At 62.2% G+C, this 19619-nt stretch carries 18 protein-coding genes; 14 read left to right on the top strand and 4 right to left on the bottom strand.

Annotation, left to right across the window (positions count from 1 at the left end; genetic code table 11):
• The first annotated feature begins 108 nt into the window (after positions 1 to 108).
• The 4 genes from BUE92_RS00350 (at position 109) to BUE92_RS00335 (ending at position 6176) form a co-directional block, all read left to right on the top strand.
• Positions 109 to 1461, top strand: coding sequence for a 3-oxoacyl-ACP reductase (locus tag BUE92_RS00350; protein ID WP_073521477.1), 1353 nt, complete (start codon positions 109 to 111; stop codon positions 1459 to 1461).
• Between the two features lie 2 nt (positions 1462 to 1463).
• On the top strand, positions 1464 to 2318 hold the full coding sequence (locus BUE92_RS00345) for a MaoC family dehydratase (RefSeq protein WP_073521476.1): 855 nt from the start codon (positions 1464 to 1466) through the stop codon (positions 2316 to 2318).
• Positions 2319 to 2597: 279 nt separating this feature from the next.
• Complete coding sequence (locus tag BUE92_RS00340; RefSeq protein WP_073521475.1) at positions 2598 to 4307, top strand: collagen-like triple helix repeat-containing protein; 1710 nt, start codon at positions 2598 to 2600, stop codon at positions 4305 to 4307.
• Between the two features lie 186 nt (positions 4308 to 4493).
• Positions 4494 to 6176 carry a ShlB/FhaC/HecB family hemolysin secretion/activation protein gene (locus tag BUE92_RS00335; protein ID WP_073521474.1) on the top strand — a complete coding sequence of 561 codons (1683 nt, stop codon included), beginning with the start codon at positions 4494 to 4496 and terminating at the stop codon, positions 6174 to 6176.
• Between the two features lie 131 nt (positions 6177 to 6307).
• On the opposite strand, the gene BUE92_RS00330 is transcribed toward BUE92_RS00335, so the two are convergent.
• Together BUE92_RS00330 and BUE92_RS00325 are read right to left on the bottom strand one after the other, a co-directional pair.
• Complete coding sequence (locus BUE92_RS00330; protein ID WP_073521473.1) at positions 6308 to 6712, bottom strand: response regulator; 405 nt, start codon at positions 6710 to 6712, stop codon at positions 6308 to 6310.
• A gap of 56 nt (positions 6713 to 6768) precedes the next feature.
• Complete coding sequence (locus BUE92_RS00325; protein WP_073521472.1) at positions 6769 to 6966, bottom strand: Flp family type IVb pilin; 198 nt, start codon at positions 6964 to 6966, stop codon at positions 6769 to 6771.
• A gap of 336 nt (positions 6967 to 7302) precedes the next feature.
• Between BUE92_RS00325 and cpaB the strand changes: the two genes are divergently transcribed.
• The 8 genes from cpaB to BUE92_RS00285 are packed head-to-tail and all read left to right on the top strand — an operon-like array spanning position 7303 to position 14726.
• Positions 7303 to 8247, top strand: coding sequence for a Flp pilus assembly protein CpaB (cpaB, locus tag BUE92_RS00320; protein WP_073521471.1), 945 nt, complete (start codon positions 7303 to 7305; stop codon positions 8245 to 8247).
• A 19-nt stretch (positions 8248 to 8266) separates the two neighbouring features.
• Positions 8267 to 9472, top strand: a complete 1206-nt coding sequence (locus BUE92_RS00315) for a type II and III secretion system protein family protein (protein WP_073521470.1) — start codon at positions 8267 to 8269, stop codon at positions 9470 to 9472.
• Positions 9469 to 10662, top strand: coding sequence for an AAA family ATPase (locus BUE92_RS00310; RefSeq protein WP_073521469.1), 1194 nt, complete (start codon positions 9469 to 9471; stop codon positions 10660 to 10662). Before BUE92_RS00315 ends, BUE92_RS00310 begins: the two co-directional genes overlap by 4 nt.
• Positions 10659 to 11930 (top strand): CpaF family protein, encoded by a 1272-nt coding sequence (locus tag BUE92_RS00305; RefSeq protein WP_073521468.1) that lies wholly within the window; start codon positions 10659 to 10661, stop codon positions 11928 to 11930. Before BUE92_RS00310 ends, BUE92_RS00305 begins: the two co-directional genes overlap by 4 nt.
• A gap of 9 nt (positions 11931 to 11939) precedes the next feature.
• Complete coding sequence (locus BUE92_RS00300; protein ID WP_073521467.1) at positions 11940 to 12821, top strand: type II secretion system F family protein; 882 nt, start codon at positions 11940 to 11942, stop codon at positions 12819 to 12821.
• Between the two features lies 1 nt (position 12822).
• Complete coding sequence (locus BUE92_RS00295) at positions 12823 to 13710, top strand: type II secretion system F family protein (protein WP_073521466.1); 888 nt, start codon at positions 12823 to 12825, stop codon at positions 13708 to 13710.
• Between the two features lie 10 nt (positions 13711 to 13720).
• On the top strand, positions 13721 to 14446 hold the full coding sequence (locus tag BUE92_RS00290) for a tetratricopeptide repeat protein (protein WP_073521465.1): 726 nt from the start codon (positions 13721 to 13723) through the stop codon (positions 14444 to 14446).
• Positions 14447 to 14456: 10 nt separating this feature from the next.
• Positions 14457 to 14726: a DUF3613 domain-containing protein gene (locus BUE92_RS00285; RefSeq protein ID WP_073521464.1), complete on the top strand. Its 270-nt coding sequence runs from the start codon at positions 14457 to 14459 to the stop codon at positions 14724 to 14726.
• 129 nt (positions 14727 to 14855) lie between these two features.
• Here BUE92_RS00285 and BUE92_RS00280 read toward each other — a convergent pair whose 3' ends face one another.
• Entirely contained in the window at positions 14856 to 15641 is a 786-nt protein-coding gene (locus tag BUE92_RS00280) for a response regulator transcription factor (RefSeq protein WP_073521463.1), read from the bottom strand.
• Positions 15642 to 15710: 69 nt separating this feature from the next.
• Positions 15711 to 16214: a prepilin peptidase gene (locus BUE92_RS00275; RefSeq protein WP_073521462.1), complete on the bottom strand. Its 504-nt coding sequence runs from the start codon at positions 16212 to 16214 to the stop codon at positions 15711 to 15713.
• Positions 16215 to 16285: 71 nt separating this feature from the next.
• Between BUE92_RS00275 and BUE92_RS00270 the strand changes: the two genes are divergently transcribed.
• On the top strand, positions 16286 to 16723 hold the full coding sequence (locus BUE92_RS00270; RefSeq protein ID WP_073521461.1) for a TadE/TadG family type IV pilus assembly protein: 438 nt from the start codon (positions 16286 to 16288) through the stop codon (positions 16721 to 16723).
• Positions 16720 to 19470, top strand: coding sequence for a PAS domain-containing sensor histidine kinase (locus BUE92_RS00265; RefSeq protein WP_073521460.1), 2751 nt, complete (start codon positions 16720 to 16722; stop codon positions 19468 to 19470). Before BUE92_RS00270 ends, BUE92_RS00265 begins: the two co-directional genes overlap by 4 nt.
• The last annotated feature ends 149 nt before the right edge of the window (positions 19471 to 19619 follow it).

Genomic DNA, 19619 nt, shown 5'->3' with positions numbered 1-19619 from the left:
GCTCCCTTGTGGTGGTGGGTGGAATCATCAAGCCTAGCCTAGGCTCAATCGAACGACTGCCACCCCAGGGTGGTCAACCTTTGAACCCCAGCCTTCGGAGAGCGTTCCATGTCTGACCGTTATATCGACTTCGCCAACTCAAGCCTCGGCCATCGCCTGGTCGCCGCCATTGGCCTGCCGTCGCCGGTACGCCTGGAACGCTGGCAAGCCGGGCGCCTGCGCCCGGTCGAAGGTGCGCTACTGCTGGGCGGTGGCGCATTGGCTACCCAGGTGCTGGCATTTGCCAACCGACTCACCGACGCCGTCTACAGCTACGGCGCCGAGGCCTCGACAGCGCCCGCATGGATTCCAGGGCACGGCCCCAAGCTCAAGGCGGTGGTGTTCGACGCCAGCGGTTTGCAACACACAGACCAGCTCAAGCAGCTGCGCGAATTCTTCCAACCACTGCTTAAAAACCTCGACCACAGTGCCCACCTGGTGATCCTTGGCCGGGCGCCGGAAAGCCTCAGCGATCCGTTCGCCGCCAGCGCCCAGCGCGCCCTGGAAGGCTTCAGCCGCTCCCTGGCCAAGGAATTGCGCAGCGGTGGCGTGCTGCAGTTGCTGTACGTGGGCGACGGTGCCGAAGACCAGTTGGAGGGCGCGTTGCGGTTTTTCCTCTCGCCCAAAAGCGCTTATATCTCGGGCCAGGTGATTCGCCTGTCAGCGTGCGACACCCCGGTGCAAGACTGGACGCGCCCTTTGGCCGGGCGCAAGGCGTTGGTTACCGGCGCAGCCCGAGGCATCGGTGCCTCCATCGCCGAAACCCTGGCCCGCGACGGCGCCGAGGTCATTCTGCTCGATGTGCCCCAGGCCAAGGCCGACCTTGAAGCCCTGGCCGCACGCCTGAATGCACGCACGGTGGCGCTGGATATCTGCGCCGAAGATGCCGCACGCCAACTGATCGAGCACCTGCCCGAGGGGCTCGACATCCTGGTGCACAACGCCGGTATTACCCGCGACAAAACCCTGGCCAACATGACCCCGGAATACTGGGACGCAGTGCTGGCGGTCAACCTCAAGGCACCGCAAGTGCTGACCAAGGCCCTGCTCGACAGCGGCACCCTGCAGGACAACGCACGGGTGGTGTTGCTGGCCTCCATCAGTGGCATCGCCGGCAATCGTGGGCAAACCAACTATGCCGCGAGCAAGGCCGGGCTCATCGGCCTGGCTCAAGCCTGGGCGCCGCTGTTGAAGGAACGTGGGATCAGCATCAACGCCGTCGCGCCTGGGTTTATCGAAACCCAGATGACCGCGCATATTCCCTTCGCCCTGCGCGAGGCCGGACGCCGCATGAGTTCCCTGGGCCAAGGTGGCTTGCCCCAGGACGTGGCCGAAGCCGTCGCCTGGCTGAGCCAGCCGGGTTCCGGTGCGGTCAGCGGCCAAGCGCTGCGGGTGTGTGGGCAAAGTCTTCTGGGAGCGTAAGCATGCAATGGCAAACGTTGGACAGCACCCCGCCTCTACTGCCGCTGTATTGGCGTGCGGCGCTCAAGCGCAAGATCACCGGCAGCTCACTGCCCGAACGCGGGTTGCGCTGCCGGATGAGTATCAACCCCAGCGCCGTCGCGGCGTACCGCAAGGTGTGCGGCTTTGCTGACAGCCCGATGCTGCCGGCGACTTATCCGCATATCCTCGCGTTCGGCCTGCAACTGCAACTGCTGACGGACAAGACCTTTCCGTTTCCGTTGCTGGGGTTGATCCACCTGCGCAATCGCATCCGTATTCATCGGCCGTTGGGTGGCGTGGGTGACGTGAGTGTCGGTGTCTACGCACGCAATCTCAGCCCCCATCCCAAGGGGGCAACCTTTGACATCGTGACGGTTGTAGAGGATGCCCTTGGGCTCTTGTGGGAGGGCGAAAGCCAAATGCTATGTCGGGGCGTAAAGCTTGAAGGCGAAGTTGCGGACAGCGGATTGCAGACTCCAGGAACCCTCACCGAACTGACGCGCTGGAAAGCCCCCCCTGATATTGGCCGACGCTACGCCCGAGTGTCTGGCGACTACAACCCCATCCACCTCAGTACCCCGGCCGCGAAGTTGTTCGGTTTTCCCCAGGCCATCGCCCACGGGTTATGGAACAAGGCGCGCACCCTCGCGGCGCTGGCAGAACACTTGCCGGCCGCCAATATTGAAATCGACGTTCAATTCTTGAAGCCGGTGCGACTGCCCAGTGAAGTGATATTGATGAGCAGCGCGGCCGGTTCCAGCGGGGCGTTGGAACTCAAAGGCGCTGGGGATATACAACATATGGTGGGGCAGTGGCAGCCGTTGCCTGCCCCCTGATTAATTGTATATATACCCTAAGTTATAGCGGGCCTTACGAGGTCCGTCTTTACTTACAACTCTTTGATTTTTATCCTCTAAACATCCATCCATTACACCTTTGGCATTAGTCATTAAGCCGACGATGGTCGAGTGTATATAAATCGTTAATACCAAGTTGAGCGTTGCGTGAAAGAGTGCCCTGGCCTGAGATAGCCACACGGACAAACCTATCGTTATCCAAAGAAGTAACGAAGGTTTGAAACAACCAAGGTTGTACCAGGTGCAAGGAATTCAATCATGAAAACTCAAGTCGTGTTTTGGAAAGCAAGTACCGCGCTGGCCCTGATTCTGGCAATGAGCCTGGGCGGCTGCAGCAGCGGTGGTGGCGGGCATAAATCCAGCGTGGCGGCGTCTTCGCCGGATGCAGGTGCAGGTGCAGGGAGCGGTGATGGCGGCACGGGCGGCGGCACGGGTGGGACCGGCGGTGGCACTGGCGGCACTGACGGCGGTACCGGTGGGACTGGTGGCGGCACAGGTGGCACTGACGGCGGCACGGGTGGGACTGGTGGTGGCACTGGCGGCACTGGTGGTGGCACTGGCGGGACTGGCGGCGGAACTGGCGGGACTGGCGGCGGAACTGGCGGGACTGGCGGCGGCACTGGCGGGACTGGTGGTGGCACTGGCGGGACTGGCGGCGGAACAGGTTCGACAACCACCCCGCTGATCACCGGCCAGATCGCCGGCACCCTCGGCACCACCGTAGGCAATGTAGGCGCAGCAGTGGGTGATCTCGGAGGCGCCTTGACACCTGTTCCGATCGTCGGCACTACAGCAGGCGGCCTGGTCACCTCGGTCGGCACTGCGGTCACCACCATCGGTACCGGAGTTACAACAGGTCTGGGTTCCCTGGGGACCAATACCAATTCGCTGGGCATTACGGTGGCAGGTGTCGGCGGCGGCGTCGCTGACCTGGGCGACGGCCTGTCGACCACCGGCCAATCACTTTCAACCACTCTCGGCGGTATCCCCGTCGTGGGCGGCCTGACAGGCGGTGTAGGCACTGCAGTCGGTGGCGTGGTGGATAAAGTCGGCACCACCGTTACCATGCTCGGCGATACCCTCAGCACGGCCAGCACCACCGGCCCGCTGGGTTCGTTGACCAACACCCTGGGCGGCCAAGTGTTGGTGCCTGTAGTGTCGCTGGTGGAAAACACCACCGGCAACCTCGGCACGGCAACCGGCCTGGGCACGCCAGTCAGTGGTGTGCTGGATAAAGTTGGCACCACCGTCGCGAGCCTGGGCACTCAAGTCACTACCACGGGTGGTACAAGCAACCCGGTCACCACTGTTGTCGGCAGCGTGCTGACTGGCGTAGGCGGCACGCTCGATACGTCGGGTGGCTATGTCGCCCCAACCGGTGGCACCGCGGCTCCCGGCCTGCCAGAACTGATCGGCGGCGTGGTCGCCAACGTAGGCACCGGCCTGAATGCCGGCAACACCAACGGCACGGTCAGCGCAGCCGGTGTAACCGGCGGCGCATTGGGTGGCACCATCGCCTCCGTGGGTACCGTACTCGGCGGCACGGGTGTCGCCAACACTGGCGCCACCGCACCGCTCGCCACTGTCTCCACCACCATTGGCGCAGCCTTGAACCCCGTGACCAACGGCGTCACCACGCTGACGCAAAACGTGGGCACCACCACCGGTATCGGTACGCCGGTGGATGGGTTGGTGACTCAAGTCGGCGGCGCAGTCAGCAGCCTGGGTACCAACCTGACGGCGGCCAATGCCAGCCCGATCACCAACGCAGTAGGCACCACCGTCACAGCGGTCGGCGGCACCGTCGCCTCGGTGGGTGGCCTGGTGACTGGCGGCACCAGCGGTGGCTTGCTCGGCGGCCTGAATATCGGCACGACCACCACAGCAACAGGCACCGCCACAACCACAGGCAGCACGACTGCAACGGGAGGTCTGGGCGGTTTGTTGAACGGCCTGACCGGACAATAGAAATGCACCTGGCCGATTAGACGGCCTCCCCTACAGCGCCTACGCTTGGTTGAGACGAGAGACCTTTAATAAGTCTCTCGTCTTTTTTATGGGCAGAGACACCTGTGATCAGTCGCCGCCCTCCCGAACCGAGTCCCAGAACCCGGCGGGCCCGAAGCGCTGCTGCAGTTGACCATGGAGTGTCCTATGCGCGTGTTGACCCCGTTGTTATTGCTCACCCTCAGTGCTTACGCCCAGGCCGAGACCCTTCCCAGCTTTCTTAACAGCAACGACACTGTCCGCACCCTGCCGGTGCCCAACCTGCCCGCTGACGCCTATCGACCACCCACGTCGAAAACCCAAGTACCCGAGGCGCCGCCGACTGCAGGCCAGCCGCTGTTGATGGACACCAAGGTCACTATTCGAAAGTTGCAGATCGAAGGCGGAACGGTCTACCCGCTCGCCGAGACGGCGCAGGTGTATGCGCCGTTGATTGGACGTGAAACCAACCTCGCGCAACTGATTGAAGCGACCCGTGGCATCACCCGTCGTTATCAGGAGGATGGCTACCTGCTGTCCTACGCGTTCCTCCCGCAACAGACCTTCGAAAACGGCCTGGTCCGCGTGGTACTTGTAGAGGGTTACATCAAGGACTATCAACAAACCGGCGACATTGGTTCGGTGTCGGCCTACGTCGATAAACTCGCGCAGAAGCTTCTGGCCGAACGCCCGCTGACCCGCAAGACCTTCGAACGCTACACCACGCTGATGAGCCGCATCCCCGGCCTCAGCGTACAGGCGCAAGTGCCGCCACCGGGCACCACCGATGGCGCCACGCGCATGCAGATCCAGGCCAGCCGCAAACCTTTCACCACCAGCATGAGCCTGGTGCAGAAAAGCCGTGGCGGCACGCAAGCGTTGCTGAGCGCCACCAGCAATTCGCAGACGTTCATGGGCGAACAGCTGACCGTCAGCGGCCTGTTCCCACCCGGCGAGGACAAAGAGCATTACTACCGTGTGGACTACAACCAGTTCATCAATGCCGAGGGCACCCAACTGGCGCTCGCCGCCGAGCGCTATCGCGCCGACCCCAAAACCCGCGTGCAACTGGACGGCGGTTTCGAACTCAAGCCGCACCAGTCCATCGACCGCTACTCCATTGGCCTGAGCCACCCGTTCATTGCCTCCCCCACCGAGTCACTCACCCTGGGCACGCGCCTGTACGTGGTCGACCAGACCACGCGCTACAAACTGGTGGGTTTCCCACTGAGTTTCGACATCGAATCCAACCTGCGCGCCCTGGCTTTCGAAGGTGATTGGCGCAAGGCCGACGCGCGACGCCTACGCATCATCACCGCTGGCCTGTACCAAGGCATCGACGGTTTGGGCGCCAAGGCCCGCAGTGACCTGGACGTGGCCAAGCCCGACCTCGACTTCTTTCGCCTGCGCCTTTCCGGCGTGCAAAGCGACAAGTTCTTCGACAACTGGCAAGGCGTACTGTCCGGTGCGCTGTACTGGAGCGACAACACCCTGCCCGACAGCGAACGCGTCACCTTCGGCGGACAGAATTTCGGCCGTGGCTACCCGGACGACCAAGGCTCGGGCGACAAGGGCTGGGGGGTGGCATACGAGGTCAACTACAGCTTCAACCGTACCGGCAACTGGGTGAAAATCCTGCAGCCCTATGTGGTGGTAGACCGCGCCAAATCCTGGTTCAACGACCTGCCGGTCAAGGCCAACGACATGTCCTCGGCGGCGGTGGGTTTACGCTTTGGCGACAAGAAGTACTACAACATCGCGCTGGAAGCGGCCAAGCCAATGTCGGATATCGCCCTGGACAGCTTTAACCGCAGGCCGCGATATACGCTGAGCTTCAGTTATCAGCTGTGAACCTGTGGCGAGGGAGCTTATGTGGGAGCGGGCTTGCTCGCGAAGGCGGTGTGTCAGTCAATGAATCTTTAACTGGACCACCGCTATCGCAGGCAAGCCAGCTCCCACATTTTTTGAGTGGCGCGCGAACATTACCTGTGAGGTTTGGTGATGGGAAACAGGCTATTGAGGGTATCGAGCAAGCGCAACAGGTAGATAGGCTTGCGAAACAAGTCCAGCACCTGCAAGCGCAGCATATCGCTGACATCATCCATTTCTGCATGGCCCGACATCACGATCACCGGCAGATGCTGGCGTGAGGTGTGTTCGCGCAGGCGCTTGATCAAGGAGATACCGCTTTCCTCGGGCATGCGCAGATCGGTGATGACCAGGGCGATATCAGGGTGAAGTGTCAATTCTTGCAAGGCGAAGGTGACGGAGGTCGCGGTGAAACAGATGAACCCTTCGTTTTCGAGGGATTCGGCCAACTCGATCAGCGCATCCTCCTCGTCATCCACCAATAGGATTTGTTGGCGGGATGACGAAGGGTGGGTCATGGGCAGTACCTGACGAAAAAAGAAACCGCGGGGCGATAGCCTAAAGCAATTTATCGTTAAGCCGGATCCGGCAGTCCGTCGGAGATTCGCTGAAAGACATCTTTTATCTTATCTCCAATCTCGGAGCCGAAACCAACGATAACCAACGCAACTATCGCTACGATAATCACATACTCAATGGCCGACGCTCCGTCTCTGCGACGCAGGAATAACTTAGCGTGTATGCAAAATTTCAAGAACAGGTCAAAGATCATATGAGTACTCCTTCCGTGCGCCACAAAGCGCCGATACAGCTGGCCCGCACAATGATTGCCGTGTGCCACTAGAGCATTGTCAACAAACTTAACACTCACAACTGTAAGAACGCATTAATCACAAAGTATTAAGCGCCTCGACATCACTCTCCGCCAGCTATTTACTGGCACAAATTTAGCATTCAGATAAATTTTGCATTCGGTAATGGCATTTTGTCCTAGCTGAGCTACCTTCAAATAGCCAAATCGTTAGTTGTTCATCACAGCCCGGTTGCGAATTTAACTCGTTTGAAGTAACGAGAATAAAAGCAGTGCAACAGGATAGGGAGAGCCGTCATGAACAGTCGCATCAGCATGGTCCTGGCTGGCTTGCTGCTTATCGGAGCATTGGTTGCAGGGTATTGGGGCCTGGTGCTGAGCCGTTCACCGGCACCGGTCGCTAGCCCTTCGCCTGAACCTGTCATTTCTGTTGAAAAAACCGTTGCTGTCGTGGAAGACCAGACCCGCCAGCCGGTCGTGGTGCTGGTGCACACAGTTCCACCTTTTGTGCCCCTCACCGCTGCCGATGTCACCGTGGAAAAACTGCGCACCGTGCCGGCGGGCAGCCTGACCCGCGTCGACCAGGCCATCGGCCGCACGCCCATGCGGGCCCTGGGTGCTGGCACCTGGCTCAATGATGAAAGCTTCACCGCAGGCGGCCCCCTGGCCCGCATGATCCGTGCAAATGAACGCGCACTCGCCGTTGCCGTCGATGAAGTCATCGGTGCCGGTGGCCAGTTGAGCCCCGGCGATTACGTGGATGTCTTGCTGTTTTTGCGCCAGGACAATGCCAATGCCGAGCAGTCGGCACAGGTGGTGATCCCGGCGATTCGCCTGCTCAGCGTCGGCGACCAATTGGGCTTGGCCAACGACGGCACACCGGCCGTGCCACCACCCGCCACCGCCGAAGAACGCGCCCAGGCAGCCCAACGCCGTACCGCCGCGCGCAGTGTGGTGCTGGCGGTGCCCGAACCATTGCTGAGCCGGCTGATGCTCGCCTCCCAAGCCGGCACGCTGCGCCTGGCCGTGCGCAGTGCCGACGAACAATTGCTCAGCCGCTACTGGGCCGGTGAAAGCGACACCCCGGACAAGGTGCAAAGCGCCAACCGCGACCTCTACCAATTCACCCAATTGGCCCTCAGCGGCCCGCCGAAAAAAATCACCCCCGCGGTGGCCGACACCGGCCAGCGTCGGGGCGTCGAAGTGATTCGCGGCGCGGCGGCAGCACAACCTACCCCCTGATTGAACAAGGATGCCTTGGATGAGCCAACGCTACGCTCAATTGGCCTTGGCCTTGATGCTGCCGTGCCTGCCCCTGGGCATGGCGATGGGCGCATCGGGCAACTGCAACGCCCTGGGCCAATTGCCCGCCGTGATCGAGGTGGGCGAAGGCTTGCAGACCGAGCTGCAATCGCCGGTAGCGATTACGCGCCTGGCCATCGGCGACCCGAAAATCGCCGATGTGCGGGTCAACGGCGACCGCCATTTCCTGCTTACTGGCGTCGGCAGCGGCGCTACCAGCCTGATGGTGTGGACCGGCTGCGCGACCACGCCGCGCCAGAGCATGGTGTTCGTCAAAGGCAAGGCCACCTCGGCGCTGACCAGCCAATCACTGTCGCCCTCGGAAGACCCGACGCTGCCCAGCCAGGTGCAGACCGATATCCGCTTCGTCGAAGTCAGCCGCACCAAGCTCAAGGAGGCCAGCACCAAGATCCTGGGCATGGGCAGTAATTTCTTCCTCGGCAGCCCAAGCTTGCTGTCCCCTTCAGAGGGCATCTTCAAATTGCCGGTGAGCCCTGACAGCTTCAACATCGGGTTTGGCGGTGGCCGGGTCAAGGCACTGATCAACGCCCTTGAAAGCAGCGGCTTCGCCTACACCCTGGCGCGCCCGAGCCTGGTGGCCATGAGCGGCCAGAGCGCGACCTTCCTGGCCGGCGGCGAAGTGCCGATTCCGGTGCCCAGCGCCGGCAGCGATACCATCACCATCGAGTACAAGGAATTCGGCATTCGCCTGACCCTCACGCCCACGGTCATCGACCACAACCGCATCGCCCTGAAAGTCGCCCCGGAAGTCAGCGAGCTGGATTACAACAATGCAATCCGGATCGAAGGCATTCAGGTGCCAGCCCTGACCGTACGACGTACCGACACCAGTGTGTCGCTGGCCGACGGCGAAAGCTTCGTGATCAGCGGCCTGATCAGCAGCACCAACCGCTCCACCATCGCCAAGCTTCCGGGCCTGGGCGATATCCCGATTCTTGGCGCGTTTTTCCGCGACTCCAATATCCAGAGCGAAGAAAAAGAGCTGCTGATGATTGTCACCCCGCACCTGGTTCGTCCCTTGGCGGCCAATGCGCAACTGCCGTCCTTGCCTGGCGAAAAACTGCGCACCTATGACCCGAATTGGTTCCGCCTGTTCTTCCTGGAAAACGGCAACTTCGACCGTCGCAGTGGACTCTCCCAATGAGCGATAGCCTGAGCCAGACCTTCCTGGCAATCACCCGCAACAGCACCGACCTGGAATGGCTCCAGGGCGCGCTGGCCCCCCTTGGCCAAGTGATCAGCGTGGGCGGCGGCAGCCTCGATGAATTGCTGGCACTGGTGGACGTGACCTTCGCCACCCTGGTGTTCGTGGGCCTCGACCGCGAACACCTGGTAGCCCAGTGCGCCTTGATCGAAGGTGCCCTGGAAGCCAAGCCGATGCTGGCGGTGGTGGCCTTGGGCGACGGCATGGACAACCAGTTGGTACTCAACGCCATGCGTGCCGGCGCCCGGGACTTCGTCGCCTACGGCTCGCGCTCCAGCGAAGTGGCCGGTCTGGTGCGGCGCCTGAGCAAGCGTCTGCCGCCCACCGCGCCCAACGCCCATCTTGGCGGCCTGACCGTGCTCTACGGTGCCCAGGGCAATACCGATGGCGCCCTGCTGGCGAGCCACCTGGCAATGGTGGTGCAAAAGAGTGGCCAACAGACGCTGCTGCTGGATCTCGGCCTGCCCAAGGGGGACAGCCTGGCGCTGCTGGGCCTGGACAGTACCTTCAATTTCGGCGACGCCTTGCGCCACCTGCGACGCCTGGACGCCACGCTGATCAACAGCGCAGTCACCAGCACCGACGACGGCCTGCGGATCCTCGCCTACGCCGCCGGCGATGAAGCCTTGGAAATGACCAGCGCCGCCGAGCTGTACATGTTGCTCAGCGCCTTGCGCCAGCACTTCCAACACATCGTGGTCAACCTCACAGGGCAGGCCGACAGCGAAGCCTTGCGCACCTTTGTCAGCCACTGCGACAAGCTGCTGTGGTGCACCGACCAGGGCGTGCTCGACTGTCGGCGTAACCTGGCGGTGCTGAACCTGTGGCGCGAAAAAGGCATGAAGCTCGACCATGCCAAGCTGCTCATCGATCGCTATATCAAAAACTGTGCACCCGACACCCAAGCCCTGGAAAAAAGCTTTGGCCTGGAGTGCATCGCCGTGCTGCCCCTGAGCCCCGAAGTCCGCCTGAACGCCAAGAACCAAGGGCAAAGCCTGTTCACCCTGGCCCCGCGCGAAGCCTTGACCCAAACCCTGCGCCAATTGGGCGAGCGCCTGGCCAAACGCTCCGAGGCCATAGAGAAACCTTCGTCACGCTGGTTCGACCGCCTGCTGGGGGCGAGTCGATGAACGGCGAAAAACTCTTCGGCGCCCCGGCCCGTGAAAGCGCCGCGCACAACGACCACGACGGCCTGAAACTGGTGCTGCATCGCTACATCATCGATGCCATCGAAGAGTCGGGCCAGAACCTGCTGGAAGGTTCACGCCAATCCCTGGCGCAATTTGTCATCGACAAAGTGGCCGAATACATCACGCGCATGCACCTGGCGATCTCGCGCTATGAGATGGAGCGCCTGGCCGAGGAAATCGTCGATGAGCTGACCGGCTTCGGCCCGCTGGAAGTGTTGCTGCGCGATGTGTCGATCACCGAGATCCTGGTCAACGGCCCGCACCGGGTGTTTATCGAGCGTGACGGAGTACTCCACCAGAGCGACCTGCGTTTTATCGATGCGCACCATGTAGAACGTGTGATGCAGCGCATTCTCGCGCCCCTTGGAAGGCGCCTGGATGAGTCGTCACCGATGGTCGATGCGCGCTTGCCGGATGGCAGCCGGGTCAATGCGATCATCCCGCCGATTGCCCTGGACGGCCCGTGCCTGTCGATCCGTAAATTTCGCAAGGACATGCTCAAGAGCAGCGACCTGGTGGCGATGCAAACCATCGACCAGAACATCTTCGAGTTCTTCCAGGAGGCGGTGGGCAAGCGCTGCAATATCCTGATCAGTGGCGGCACCGGCACCGGCAAGACCACGCTGCTCAATATCCTCAGCCAATTGATCAACCCCCACGAACGCCTGGTCACCATCGAAGACGTGGCCGAGCTGCAACTGGGCCACCCCCACGTGGTGCGCCTGGAAACCCGCCCGCCCAATGCCGAGGGGCATGGCGAGGTCAAGGCCAGCGACCTGATTCGCAACGCCCTGCGGATGCGCCCGGACCGCATCATCCTTGGCGAGATCCGTGGCGTCGAAGTGCTCGACGTGATGACCGCCATGAACACCGGCCATGACGGGTCCATGAGCACCGTGCACGCCAACAATGCCCAGGACGCGCTGCTGCGCCTGGAAACCCTGGTGGGCCTGACCGGCCGTGTGGTGGCGGAGAAAACCCTGCGGCAGATGATCTGCGCCGCACTGGATGTGGTGATCCAACTGACGCGCCTGCCCGATGGGCGCCGTTGCGTCAGCGAGGTGGTGGAAGTGGTGGGGGTGCGCGACGACGTGTATGTCACCAACACCCTCTTCCGCCTCGACCGCCGTACCGGTTTCGGCTTTCTGCGCGAAGCGCTCAACCCGGCCGGCGACAAGCTGCGGCGCGAATCGGCATTGCCGTTGTAGAGAGGGCTCATGACCGGACTTGTCTTGCTGCTCATTTGCATCCTGCTGATCAGCCTGTCCGTCTGGCTGTTCCAGCGAGGGCTGCGCCAGGCCGGCACCGACCGAGTGCTGGAGCGGCTCAGCGACGGCCAGCCGGTGCTCCTGGAGCCGAACGGCAGCTGGGTCGCGCTGGAGCGCATGTTCCAGCGCGCCGGCCTGGGCAAGCCCACCGACCGCCTGGGTTTGTGGTTGAGCGGCTGGGCGCTGGGCATGTTGCTGGGCTACCTGCTGGCCGGCGGGCTGGGCCTGTTGGCCATGCTGATCCTGCCGCCTCTGCTGCTGCGGGTGTATATCGCCTGGCGCTACCAACGGCGAGTGCAGCGCATGGTCGAACAATTACCGCAGCTGCTGGACCACAGCGTGCGCAGCCTCAAGTCTGGGCGCACCCTGGCGGACGCCGTGCTGGGCGCGATCGACAGCACCGAAGCGCCGCTCAAGCAGGCTATGAGCCGCATCCAGCGCAACGTGCAAATGGGCGTGAGCCTGCCGGAGTCGGTCAGCGACTTTGCCGAGTTTTACGAACGCGATGAATTGCGCCTGTTTGCCCTGGGCCTGAAGGTCAACCACCGCTACGGCGGCAACGCCAGCGAGCTGCTGGAAAACCTGATCAAGATGATCCGCGAGCGCGAACAGGGTGCGCGCCAACTCAAGGCCATGACTGGCGAAACCCGCATGACCGCCTACGTGTTGGCGGGCTTGCCCATCGTCATGGTCGGCTACTTCCTGATGGTCAACCCGGGCTACCTGATGAGCATGTGGAATGACGGGACCGGGCGCTACCTGCTGCTGGCCGCGGTGGCACTCGACATCACAGGCACCTTCGTCATGTGGCGCATGTTGCGGAGTATTTGAGATGGCCATCCTGATCAGCATCCTGCTGTTGCTCGCCGCCGTCGCCTTGATCGTCGGCAACCTGCTGGAGCAAAGGCGCCGTCAACGCCTGGTCAGCCAACGCCTGCAAGGTCAACTGACCCGCGAGGACAAACTCGGCAGCCTGATGCGCCAGTTGGGCGCCAGCGCCGTGGCCCAGCGCTCGGTCAGCCTGGACAACGAAACCCAGACCCTGCTCAACCGCGTCGGCTGGCGCAAAGCCAACCAGCGCTCCATGTTTGCCGCTTTCCAGATCGGCGTGCCCATCGTGCTGTTGGGCTTGACCGTGCTTGGCCAGCAACTGCTGTTTCCCCATACCGGCTCGCCCTGGATTGCGCCGGCGATTGCTCTGGGCATCGGTTACCTGCTGCCCAAGCGCATCCTGGCCCTCAGCGCAAAATACCGCCAGGAGCGTATCGCTCGGGAAATTTCCACCTTCATTCCGTTGCTGCGCATCCTGTTCGAGTCCGGCATGGCGGTTGAGCAATCGCTGCGGGTATTGAGCAGCGAAGCCCAGCGCCTGCTCCCGGACCTGACCCATGAACTGCGCCTGATCCTGGCGAGAGTCGACTCGGGCCTGGAACTGTCCGAAGAGCTGGGCAAGACCGCACGCCTGCTGGCCGTGGATGAGTTCACCGACACCTGCATCATCCTTCAGCAGTTGATCCACCAAGGCGGTGGCGCGATGAAATCCTTGCTGGCCCTCAAGCAGTTGCTTGACGACCGCCGCCTGACCCGCCTGCAGGAATACATCTCGAAGATGTCCGCGAAGATGTCCGTGGTGATGATGGTGTTCCTGTTTCCCGCCTTGCTGATTGTGCTCGGGGGGCCGGCCATGATCGCCATCTCCCGAGCCTTGAATAACTTTTGAGGAGCCTGCCATGAAACCACTGATCGTCGCCTTGAGCCTGCTGATGCTAGGCGGCTGTGCCAGCAACGGCCAGGTTCCGTGGGCCGGGTTGCTGGCGCCGGGCAGTTGCCCCAAGCCCAGCTCGGACCAGGAGCTGTCGCTGAACCTGGCCGATGACATGGCCAACGAAGGCAAGCTGCACGCCAGCCTCGCCAACCTGCAGAACCTGCCCGACGCCCTGCCTCAGGTTCGCCAGCGCAAAGCCCGCGCCTATCGCTTGCTGGGCCGCAATGAAGCCGAACCTTTGTACCGCAGCCTGCTGGGCACCTGCCTGGCCGCCGACGGTGAGCACGGCCTGGGGCAACTGGCGTCGGCCAAGGGCGACAACGGCCAGGCCATGGCCCATCTGCAACGTGCGGCACGGCTGGCGCCCACCGACGAAAAAGTCCGCAATGACCTGGGCGTGGTGTACCTCGACCAACGGCGCCTGGAAGACGCGCGCTTTGAATTCATGACCGCCATCGAACTCAAGCAGAGCGATCAACTGGCGGCGGTGAACCTGGTGACCTTGCTGATCTATCAGGACAATTGGGAGCAAGCCGCGAAAGTGGTCGGCCAACTCGGGTTGAGCCCTGATCAGGTGACCCGGGCCCAGGCACGGGCGCAACACCTCAAGGAGGCTGGCACGGCACCGCAGCGTCCAGTCAAAGATCAGGTAGCGGCGGTCAGCGACACGCTGCCGGCCTCTGTGAAATAGGGAGTCGATGATGAAATTCCATTACCTCGCCGGCCTTGCATGCCTGGCCCTGCCCCTCCTTGCTTCGGCCATCGAAGCGGGGCCGTCCTCGCCCCGGCAGGCAGAAACGGAAAACTGGATGGCGCTGCAACTGAGCGGGCGCGCAGCCTCGGCCAACCCGCAGAAGACCACGCCGGCAGAACGCGAGCAGGCGCTCAAGCGCTGGCTGGACAGCAACAAGCATCCGATTCCGGAGTTCTTTGATCAGAAAGTGGGCGGGACGTCGCAGGGCAGCAAATAACGTTGCCCCCTGTAGGAGCGAGCTTGCTCGCGAAAAACTCACAGACGCCGCGTTCATTCAGGAAACACGCGTTATCGTTGACGTTCTTCGCGAGCAAGCTCGCTCCTACAGTGGGGCGGGGCCGGGCCTTTAGTGCGCAGTCACCCGCTGGCGCATCGCCGAGTTGCTCGGTGACAACGCCAGCGCCAACTGCGTGCGGTTGTGCATATGGGTCAGGCGCAGCACCTGGGACACGTACAGCTTGACCGTGTTCTCGGTAATCCCCAATTCACAGGCAATCTGATAGTTGGTCTGGCCCTTGCCCACCAGGCGTGCCACGTCCAACTGACGCGGTGACAGCTGATTGAAAATCGCCGGCATCTCCAACGGCCCGGCTTCATCGGCCGATGGGTCCCCGTCATGGTCCTGGAGCGTCGGGTTGCGACGCACTTTGTCCAAGTCCATATACAAGTCGTTGATCGATTCGGACAGGTACTGCAACTTCTGGTTGAGCGTTCCCAGCTGCAGGTCTTTTTGCCGTTCCTCCAATGCCGCTTCCTGGCGCTTGAGGCCTTCGAGCAATTCATCGAGGTTGATCGGCTTCTGGTAGTAATCGGCGATGCCCGCACGCAGGGCCTTGATCACATCCTGCTTGTCGGCGCGCCCGGTGAGCATGATCGCTTCGAACGCACGATGTTTGCCGGCGATCCGCTGCAGCGCCTGGACCAGTTCGATGCCGTCCATGTCCGGCATATGCAGGTCACACAGCACTAAACCAATCTGAAGGTCTTCGCCAAAACGCTGGACAGCTTGCTGGCTGGACTCGCACGGGACACAACGGTACCCGCTGCTTTCAAGAAATTCACAGAGCTCCTCTACGATTAATGGTTGATCGTCGACTACGAGCACTTTTACTGCAGACGTAAGCTTGTTCACGCGCTACTCCATGCCTGGCAAGCCAAATGTTGACCTATCCTTTCTGACGAAAACTCCTACAACTCCCCCTTAAACGTAGACGTACTTTCCGACTATGTACATAGCATTAATCCACTCGCGCGAATGATGGATCCAAAACCAGCTGCCGGCAAAACCTGTCAAAACAAAGGGCGCAAAGGGCTGTTTTGTTGACGCTTGCCCTGCCCGCTCAACGCGGTTTGAGCTAAGCCCTTGATGCATAAGCGCCCAGGCCACCATGGCGATGCCGGCACCGATGAGCGACCCCAGCAAGTACTCGATATTGGAGGCCAGCCCCAAGGCGGCTAGCAACTTCACATCCCCCGCGCCAAAGCGGCCCAACGCATAGCCCGGCAAAGTCAGCACCAGCGCCAAGGCCAGGGCCAGGCCACCCTCGCTGCGGGGCGCGCCCAGCCACGTCGACCCCGCCCATAGCAGGTAGATCAACGCCAGCAGCCCGACGCCCAGGGTCAGCGTATTGGCAATTTGGCGCTGGCGAATATCCTGCACGGCACATACGCCCAACCACAGCACAATCACTAGCGTCTGGATCACGTAAAAAACATCCCTTCTGGCTGAATGATTCTATGCTGATATCAAGTACTCGCCTCAGGGTAGACGCAGTCATGAAATCGAGCCTCCCGAGAAAGCAAAAAGGTGCTGCGGCGATCGAGTTTGCCTTGGTCTTCGTGATTTTCTTTGCGGTGTTCTACGGCATGCTCAGCTACAGCTTGCCGCTGCTGTTGATGCAGTCATTTCACCAGGCGGTGGCCGAAGGGGTACGCCGCAGTGTGTCCCTGGACCCCAGCACCTCAGGCTATTCGGACCTGGTTGTGCAACGCGCCAAGGATGCCGCCCAGGCCCAATTGAACTGGATCCCCGGCTCACTGAATTTCTTGCCCGGCTATATCACCGCCACCTACACCAATAATTTGCTGACGGTGAAGATCACTTACCCCTCGGCCAATATCAAAGCCGTCTTGCCGGCCCTGGTGTTGCCCGGTGTCGGCACCGTACCGAACCTGCCCACCCACCTCACCGCCACCTCGAGCCTTCAATTTTGACGACGGGGGATAAATTGTTCGCACGCCTGCGCGGGCGCACCAGCGCCCTGGCCTTGGACGCGCCAGCAACACCCGCGCCGGGCCTGCAAGTGCAACTGGACAACCTGGGTCGGGTGCTGGACATCTCAGGCACCTTGAGGCCTTTGCTTACCCAGCATCTTGCCAACGCGCCCAACCCACCCTTGCAGACCTTGCTGTGCGCCGACAGCGCGCTGAGTGTCGAGGGCACGCCGCAGGAGTGGCAACGACACGGCCTGGACCTCGACTTCCAGGGCGCTGCCGGCCAGGTCCTGCATACCCGCGGCTGGATCGAGCCGCAGGGCGACGGCTGGGCCCTGCACCTGCTGGACATCACTGACCTGCTGGCCGACCGAGTACGGGTGCAGCAACGCGAACAGAATCACCAACTCGCCGCCCTGATGAGCGAACAGCTGCGAGTGTGCAGCCTCAACCGCCTGCCCCAAGTGTTCAGCGAACACCTGCGCAGCGTGGCCCAGCGCTGGCGCATCCCCTGCGTCGCCATGGCACTGCTCGACGAGGATGATCAAGGCTGGCGCATCTACAGCCACTACGCCGCTCACGACGCCCCGGCCTTGTGGCAAACCGGGCAACACCTGGGCACCAGCCTGGACAGCATCAACGGCAACACGCCACTGAGCCTGGACATTGCCCAGGGCCGCAGCGACAACCCGCGCCTGCACAGTGTATTTGGCAATGCCGACGGCTTCCTGGTGCCGTACCGCGACAGCCATGGCGCCGCCGCGTGGCTGCTGTGTGGTTTCTATAACGGCCAGGCACACCACACCGGCGAGCGTGACTGGCTGAACCTGTGCGCAGCACTCGCCGCGCCGCTGCTGGGCCGCCTGCGCGAACAGCGTCACCACCAGCAACTGGAACGGGTAGAAGCCCTGCAAGGCCTGCTCGGCACTGGCTGGTGGGAACTGTTGCCCGCCACCCAGGAGATCCAGCTGGCGCCACAATTGCTGCGCAACCTGAGCCTGGACGAAGGCCCCACCCGCCAACCCCTCGGCACTTGGCTCGAACTCATCCACCCCGCCGACCGCCAGGCCCTCGGCAGCCGCCTGCAAGACCTGCAAGCCTTGGGCAAGCCACTGCTGACCAGCGTGCGCCTGCAACGCACCGAGTCCGAGCAGTCGCCCCTGTGGTACCGCATACAAGGCCAAGTGCTGGGCGCCGGCAATGAACGGCGCTGGATCGGTTTCATGCTCGACATCAGCGACATCCAGAACCAGCAACTGCAAGCCGCCGCCGCCCATGCGCGCCTGGACAACCTGATCGCCAGCTCACCGGCCGTCATCTATGTGCAGCGCTACGTCAACGGCGCGCTGCACCCGGCGTTTTTCAGCGCCAGCCTGTTGCCGCTGCTGGGCTGGACCTTGGCCGACTGCAACCACGACACCCTGGCGGCGCTGATCCACCCCGACGACCGTGAGCGCTACTTCGAACGCACCCGCCAACTGCTGCGCGAAGGCAACGTGCGCAGCCGCTACCGCCTGCGCGACAAACAAGGCAACTACCACTGGCTGCTCGACGAAGCCAAGCTTTTGCGCGACGACCTCGGCTTGCCGGTGGAAGCCGTGGGCCTGTGGCTGGACGTCACCGAGGCGACCCTGGCCGCCGAGCAGGTGCGCCAAAGTGAAGAGCGCTACCGCATCCTGGTGGAAGACTCGCCAGCGATGATCTGTCGCTACCGTCCCGACCTGATCCTCACCTTCGGCAACACGCCGCTGGCCAATTACCTGGAATGCCGGCCCGACCAATTGCCAGGCATCGACCTGGGCCAGTGGCTGTCGGATGAACAGCGCGCCGCCTTTATGCAGCGCATCCAGCAACTGACCCCGGAATTCCCGGTGAGCACGGCGGAAATCAGCCTGCAACTGCCGGGGCGCGAACACGCCTGGTGGGTGTGGTCGGACCGTGGCGTCTTCGATGAACAAGGCACCCTGATCGAGGTGCAAGCCGTGGGCCGCGACAACACCGAAGTGCGCCGCTCCCAGCAGCAACTGACCCAAAGCGCGAAAATGGCCACCCTCGGCGAAATGGCCACCGGCCTGGCCCATGAGATCAACCAGCCGCTGAACGTGATGCGCATGGCCATCGCCAATGTGCTCAAGCGCCTGGGCAATGGCGATGCGCAGATCGACTACCTCACGGAAAAACTGCAGCGCATCGACGCCCAGGTGCAACGCGCAGCACGGGTGGTCGACCACATGCGCGTCTTCGGCCGCCGCTCGGAAATCGAGCAGCAACCGTTCGACCCGGCGCAGGCGCTGGAGGGCACCCTGGCCCTGCTCAGCGACGGCTTGCGCGGCAAAGGTGTGGACGTGCGCATCAGCCCTGCGGACTTCTCGGTACAGGTCAAAGGCTACGTCGATCAGTTGGAACAGGTGCTGATCAACCTCATGGTCAACGCCCGTGACGCATTGCTCAGCCAGCGAGAGAAAGACCCTGCCCTGCGCCCCTGGATTGCCCTGCACAGCGAGCACGACAGCCGCCATGTGCGTATCTGGGTCGAAGACAACGCCGGCGGGATAGACCCGCGCCTGTTGGAGCGGATTTTCGAACCGTTCTTTACCACCAAGCCGATAGGCGTCGGCACCGGATTGGGGCTCTCGGTGAGCTATGGGATTGTGGAAAACATGGGTGGGCGCCTGAGCGTCACCAACGGCGAGGCCGGCGCGAAATTCTGCGTCGAGTTACCCATCGCGCAAAACTCAATCAGCTAACCACGACCCGAAGCGAGCCGCTCCCCCGGTGTCAGGGTAGTTGTCGTGTCCCCCGCTTTTTGAAAAGCATTCCGGGGGCGGCAAGAGTATGGTCATGCCTTTCTACTCAGAAGAACGTAAAGCTGCGCTGCTGAAAATGATGCTTCCGC

Origin of the sequence: Pseudomonas fluorescens (assembly GCF_001902145.1) — a bacterium.
GTDB classification, from domain to species: domain Bacteria; phylum Pseudomonadota; class Gammaproteobacteria; order Pseudomonadales; family Pseudomonadaceae; genus Aquipseudomonas; species Aquipseudomonas fluorescens_BV.
Note: the sequence above shows the minus strand (reverse complement) of the source record. Positions and strands in the feature narration are given on the sequence as shown.

Excerpts from the sequence above, each read along its gene's own strand:
- BUE92_RS00315 (WP_073521470.1), top strand. The coding sequence starts at position 8,267 with ATGAGCCAACGCTACGCTCAATTGGCCTTGGCCTTGATGCTGCCGTGC.
- BUE92_RS00340 (WP_073521475.1), top strand. The coding sequence starts at position 2,598 with ATGAAAACTCAAGTCGTGTTTTGGAAAGCAAGTACCGCGCTGGCCCTG.
- BUE92_RS00325 (WP_073521472.1), bottom strand. The coding sequence starts at position 6,966 with ATGATCTTTGACCTGTTCTTGAAATTTTGCATACACGCTAAGTTATTC.
- BUE92_RS00310 (WP_073521469.1), top strand. The coding sequence starts at position 9,469 with ATGAGCGATAGCCTGAGCCAGACCTTCCTGGCAATCACCCGCAACAGC.
- BUE92_RS00350 (WP_073521477.1), top strand. The coding sequence starts at position 109 with ATGTCTGACCGTTATATCGACTTCGCCAACTCAAGCCTCGGCCATCGC.
- BUE92_RS00270 (WP_073521461.1), top strand. The coding sequence starts at position 16,286 with ATGAAATCGAGCCTCCCGAGAAAGCAAAAAGGTGCTGCGGCGATCGAG.
- BUE92_RS00295 (WP_073521466.1), top strand. The coding sequence starts at position 12,823 with ATGGCCATCCTGATCAGCATCCTGCTGTTGCTCGCCGCCGTCGCCTTG.
- BUE92_RS00345 (WP_073521476.1), top strand. The coding sequence starts at position 1,464 with ATGCAATGGCAAACGTTGGACAGCACCCCGCCTCTACTGCCGCTGTAT.
- BUE92_RS00330 (WP_073521473.1), bottom strand. The coding sequence starts at position 6,712 with ATGACCCACCCTTCGTCATCCCGCCAACAAATCCTATTGGTGGATGAC.
- BUE92_RS00290 (WP_073521465.1), top strand. The coding sequence starts at position 13,721 with ATGAAACCACTGATCGTCGCCTTGAGCCTGCTGATGCTAGGCGGCTGT.
- BUE92_RS00335 (WP_073521474.1), top strand. The coding sequence starts at position 4,494 with ATGCGCGTGTTGACCCCGTTGTTATTGCTCACCCTCAGTGCTTACGCC.
- BUE92_RS00300 (WP_073521467.1), top strand. The coding sequence starts at position 11,940 with ATGACCGGACTTGTCTTGCTGCTCATTTGCATCCTGCTGATCAGCCTG.
- BUE92_RS00285 (WP_073521464.1), top strand. The coding sequence starts at position 14,457 with ATGAAATTCCATTACCTCGCCGGCCTTGCATGCCTGGCCCTGCCCCTC.
- BUE92_RS00305 (WP_073521468.1), top strand. The coding sequence starts at position 10,659 with ATGAACGGCGAAAAACTCTTCGGCGCCCCGGCCCGTGAAAGCGCCGCG.
- cpaB (WP_073521471.1), top strand. The coding sequence starts at position 7,303 with ATGAACAGTCGCATCAGCATGGTCCTGGCTGGCTTGCTGCTTATCGGA.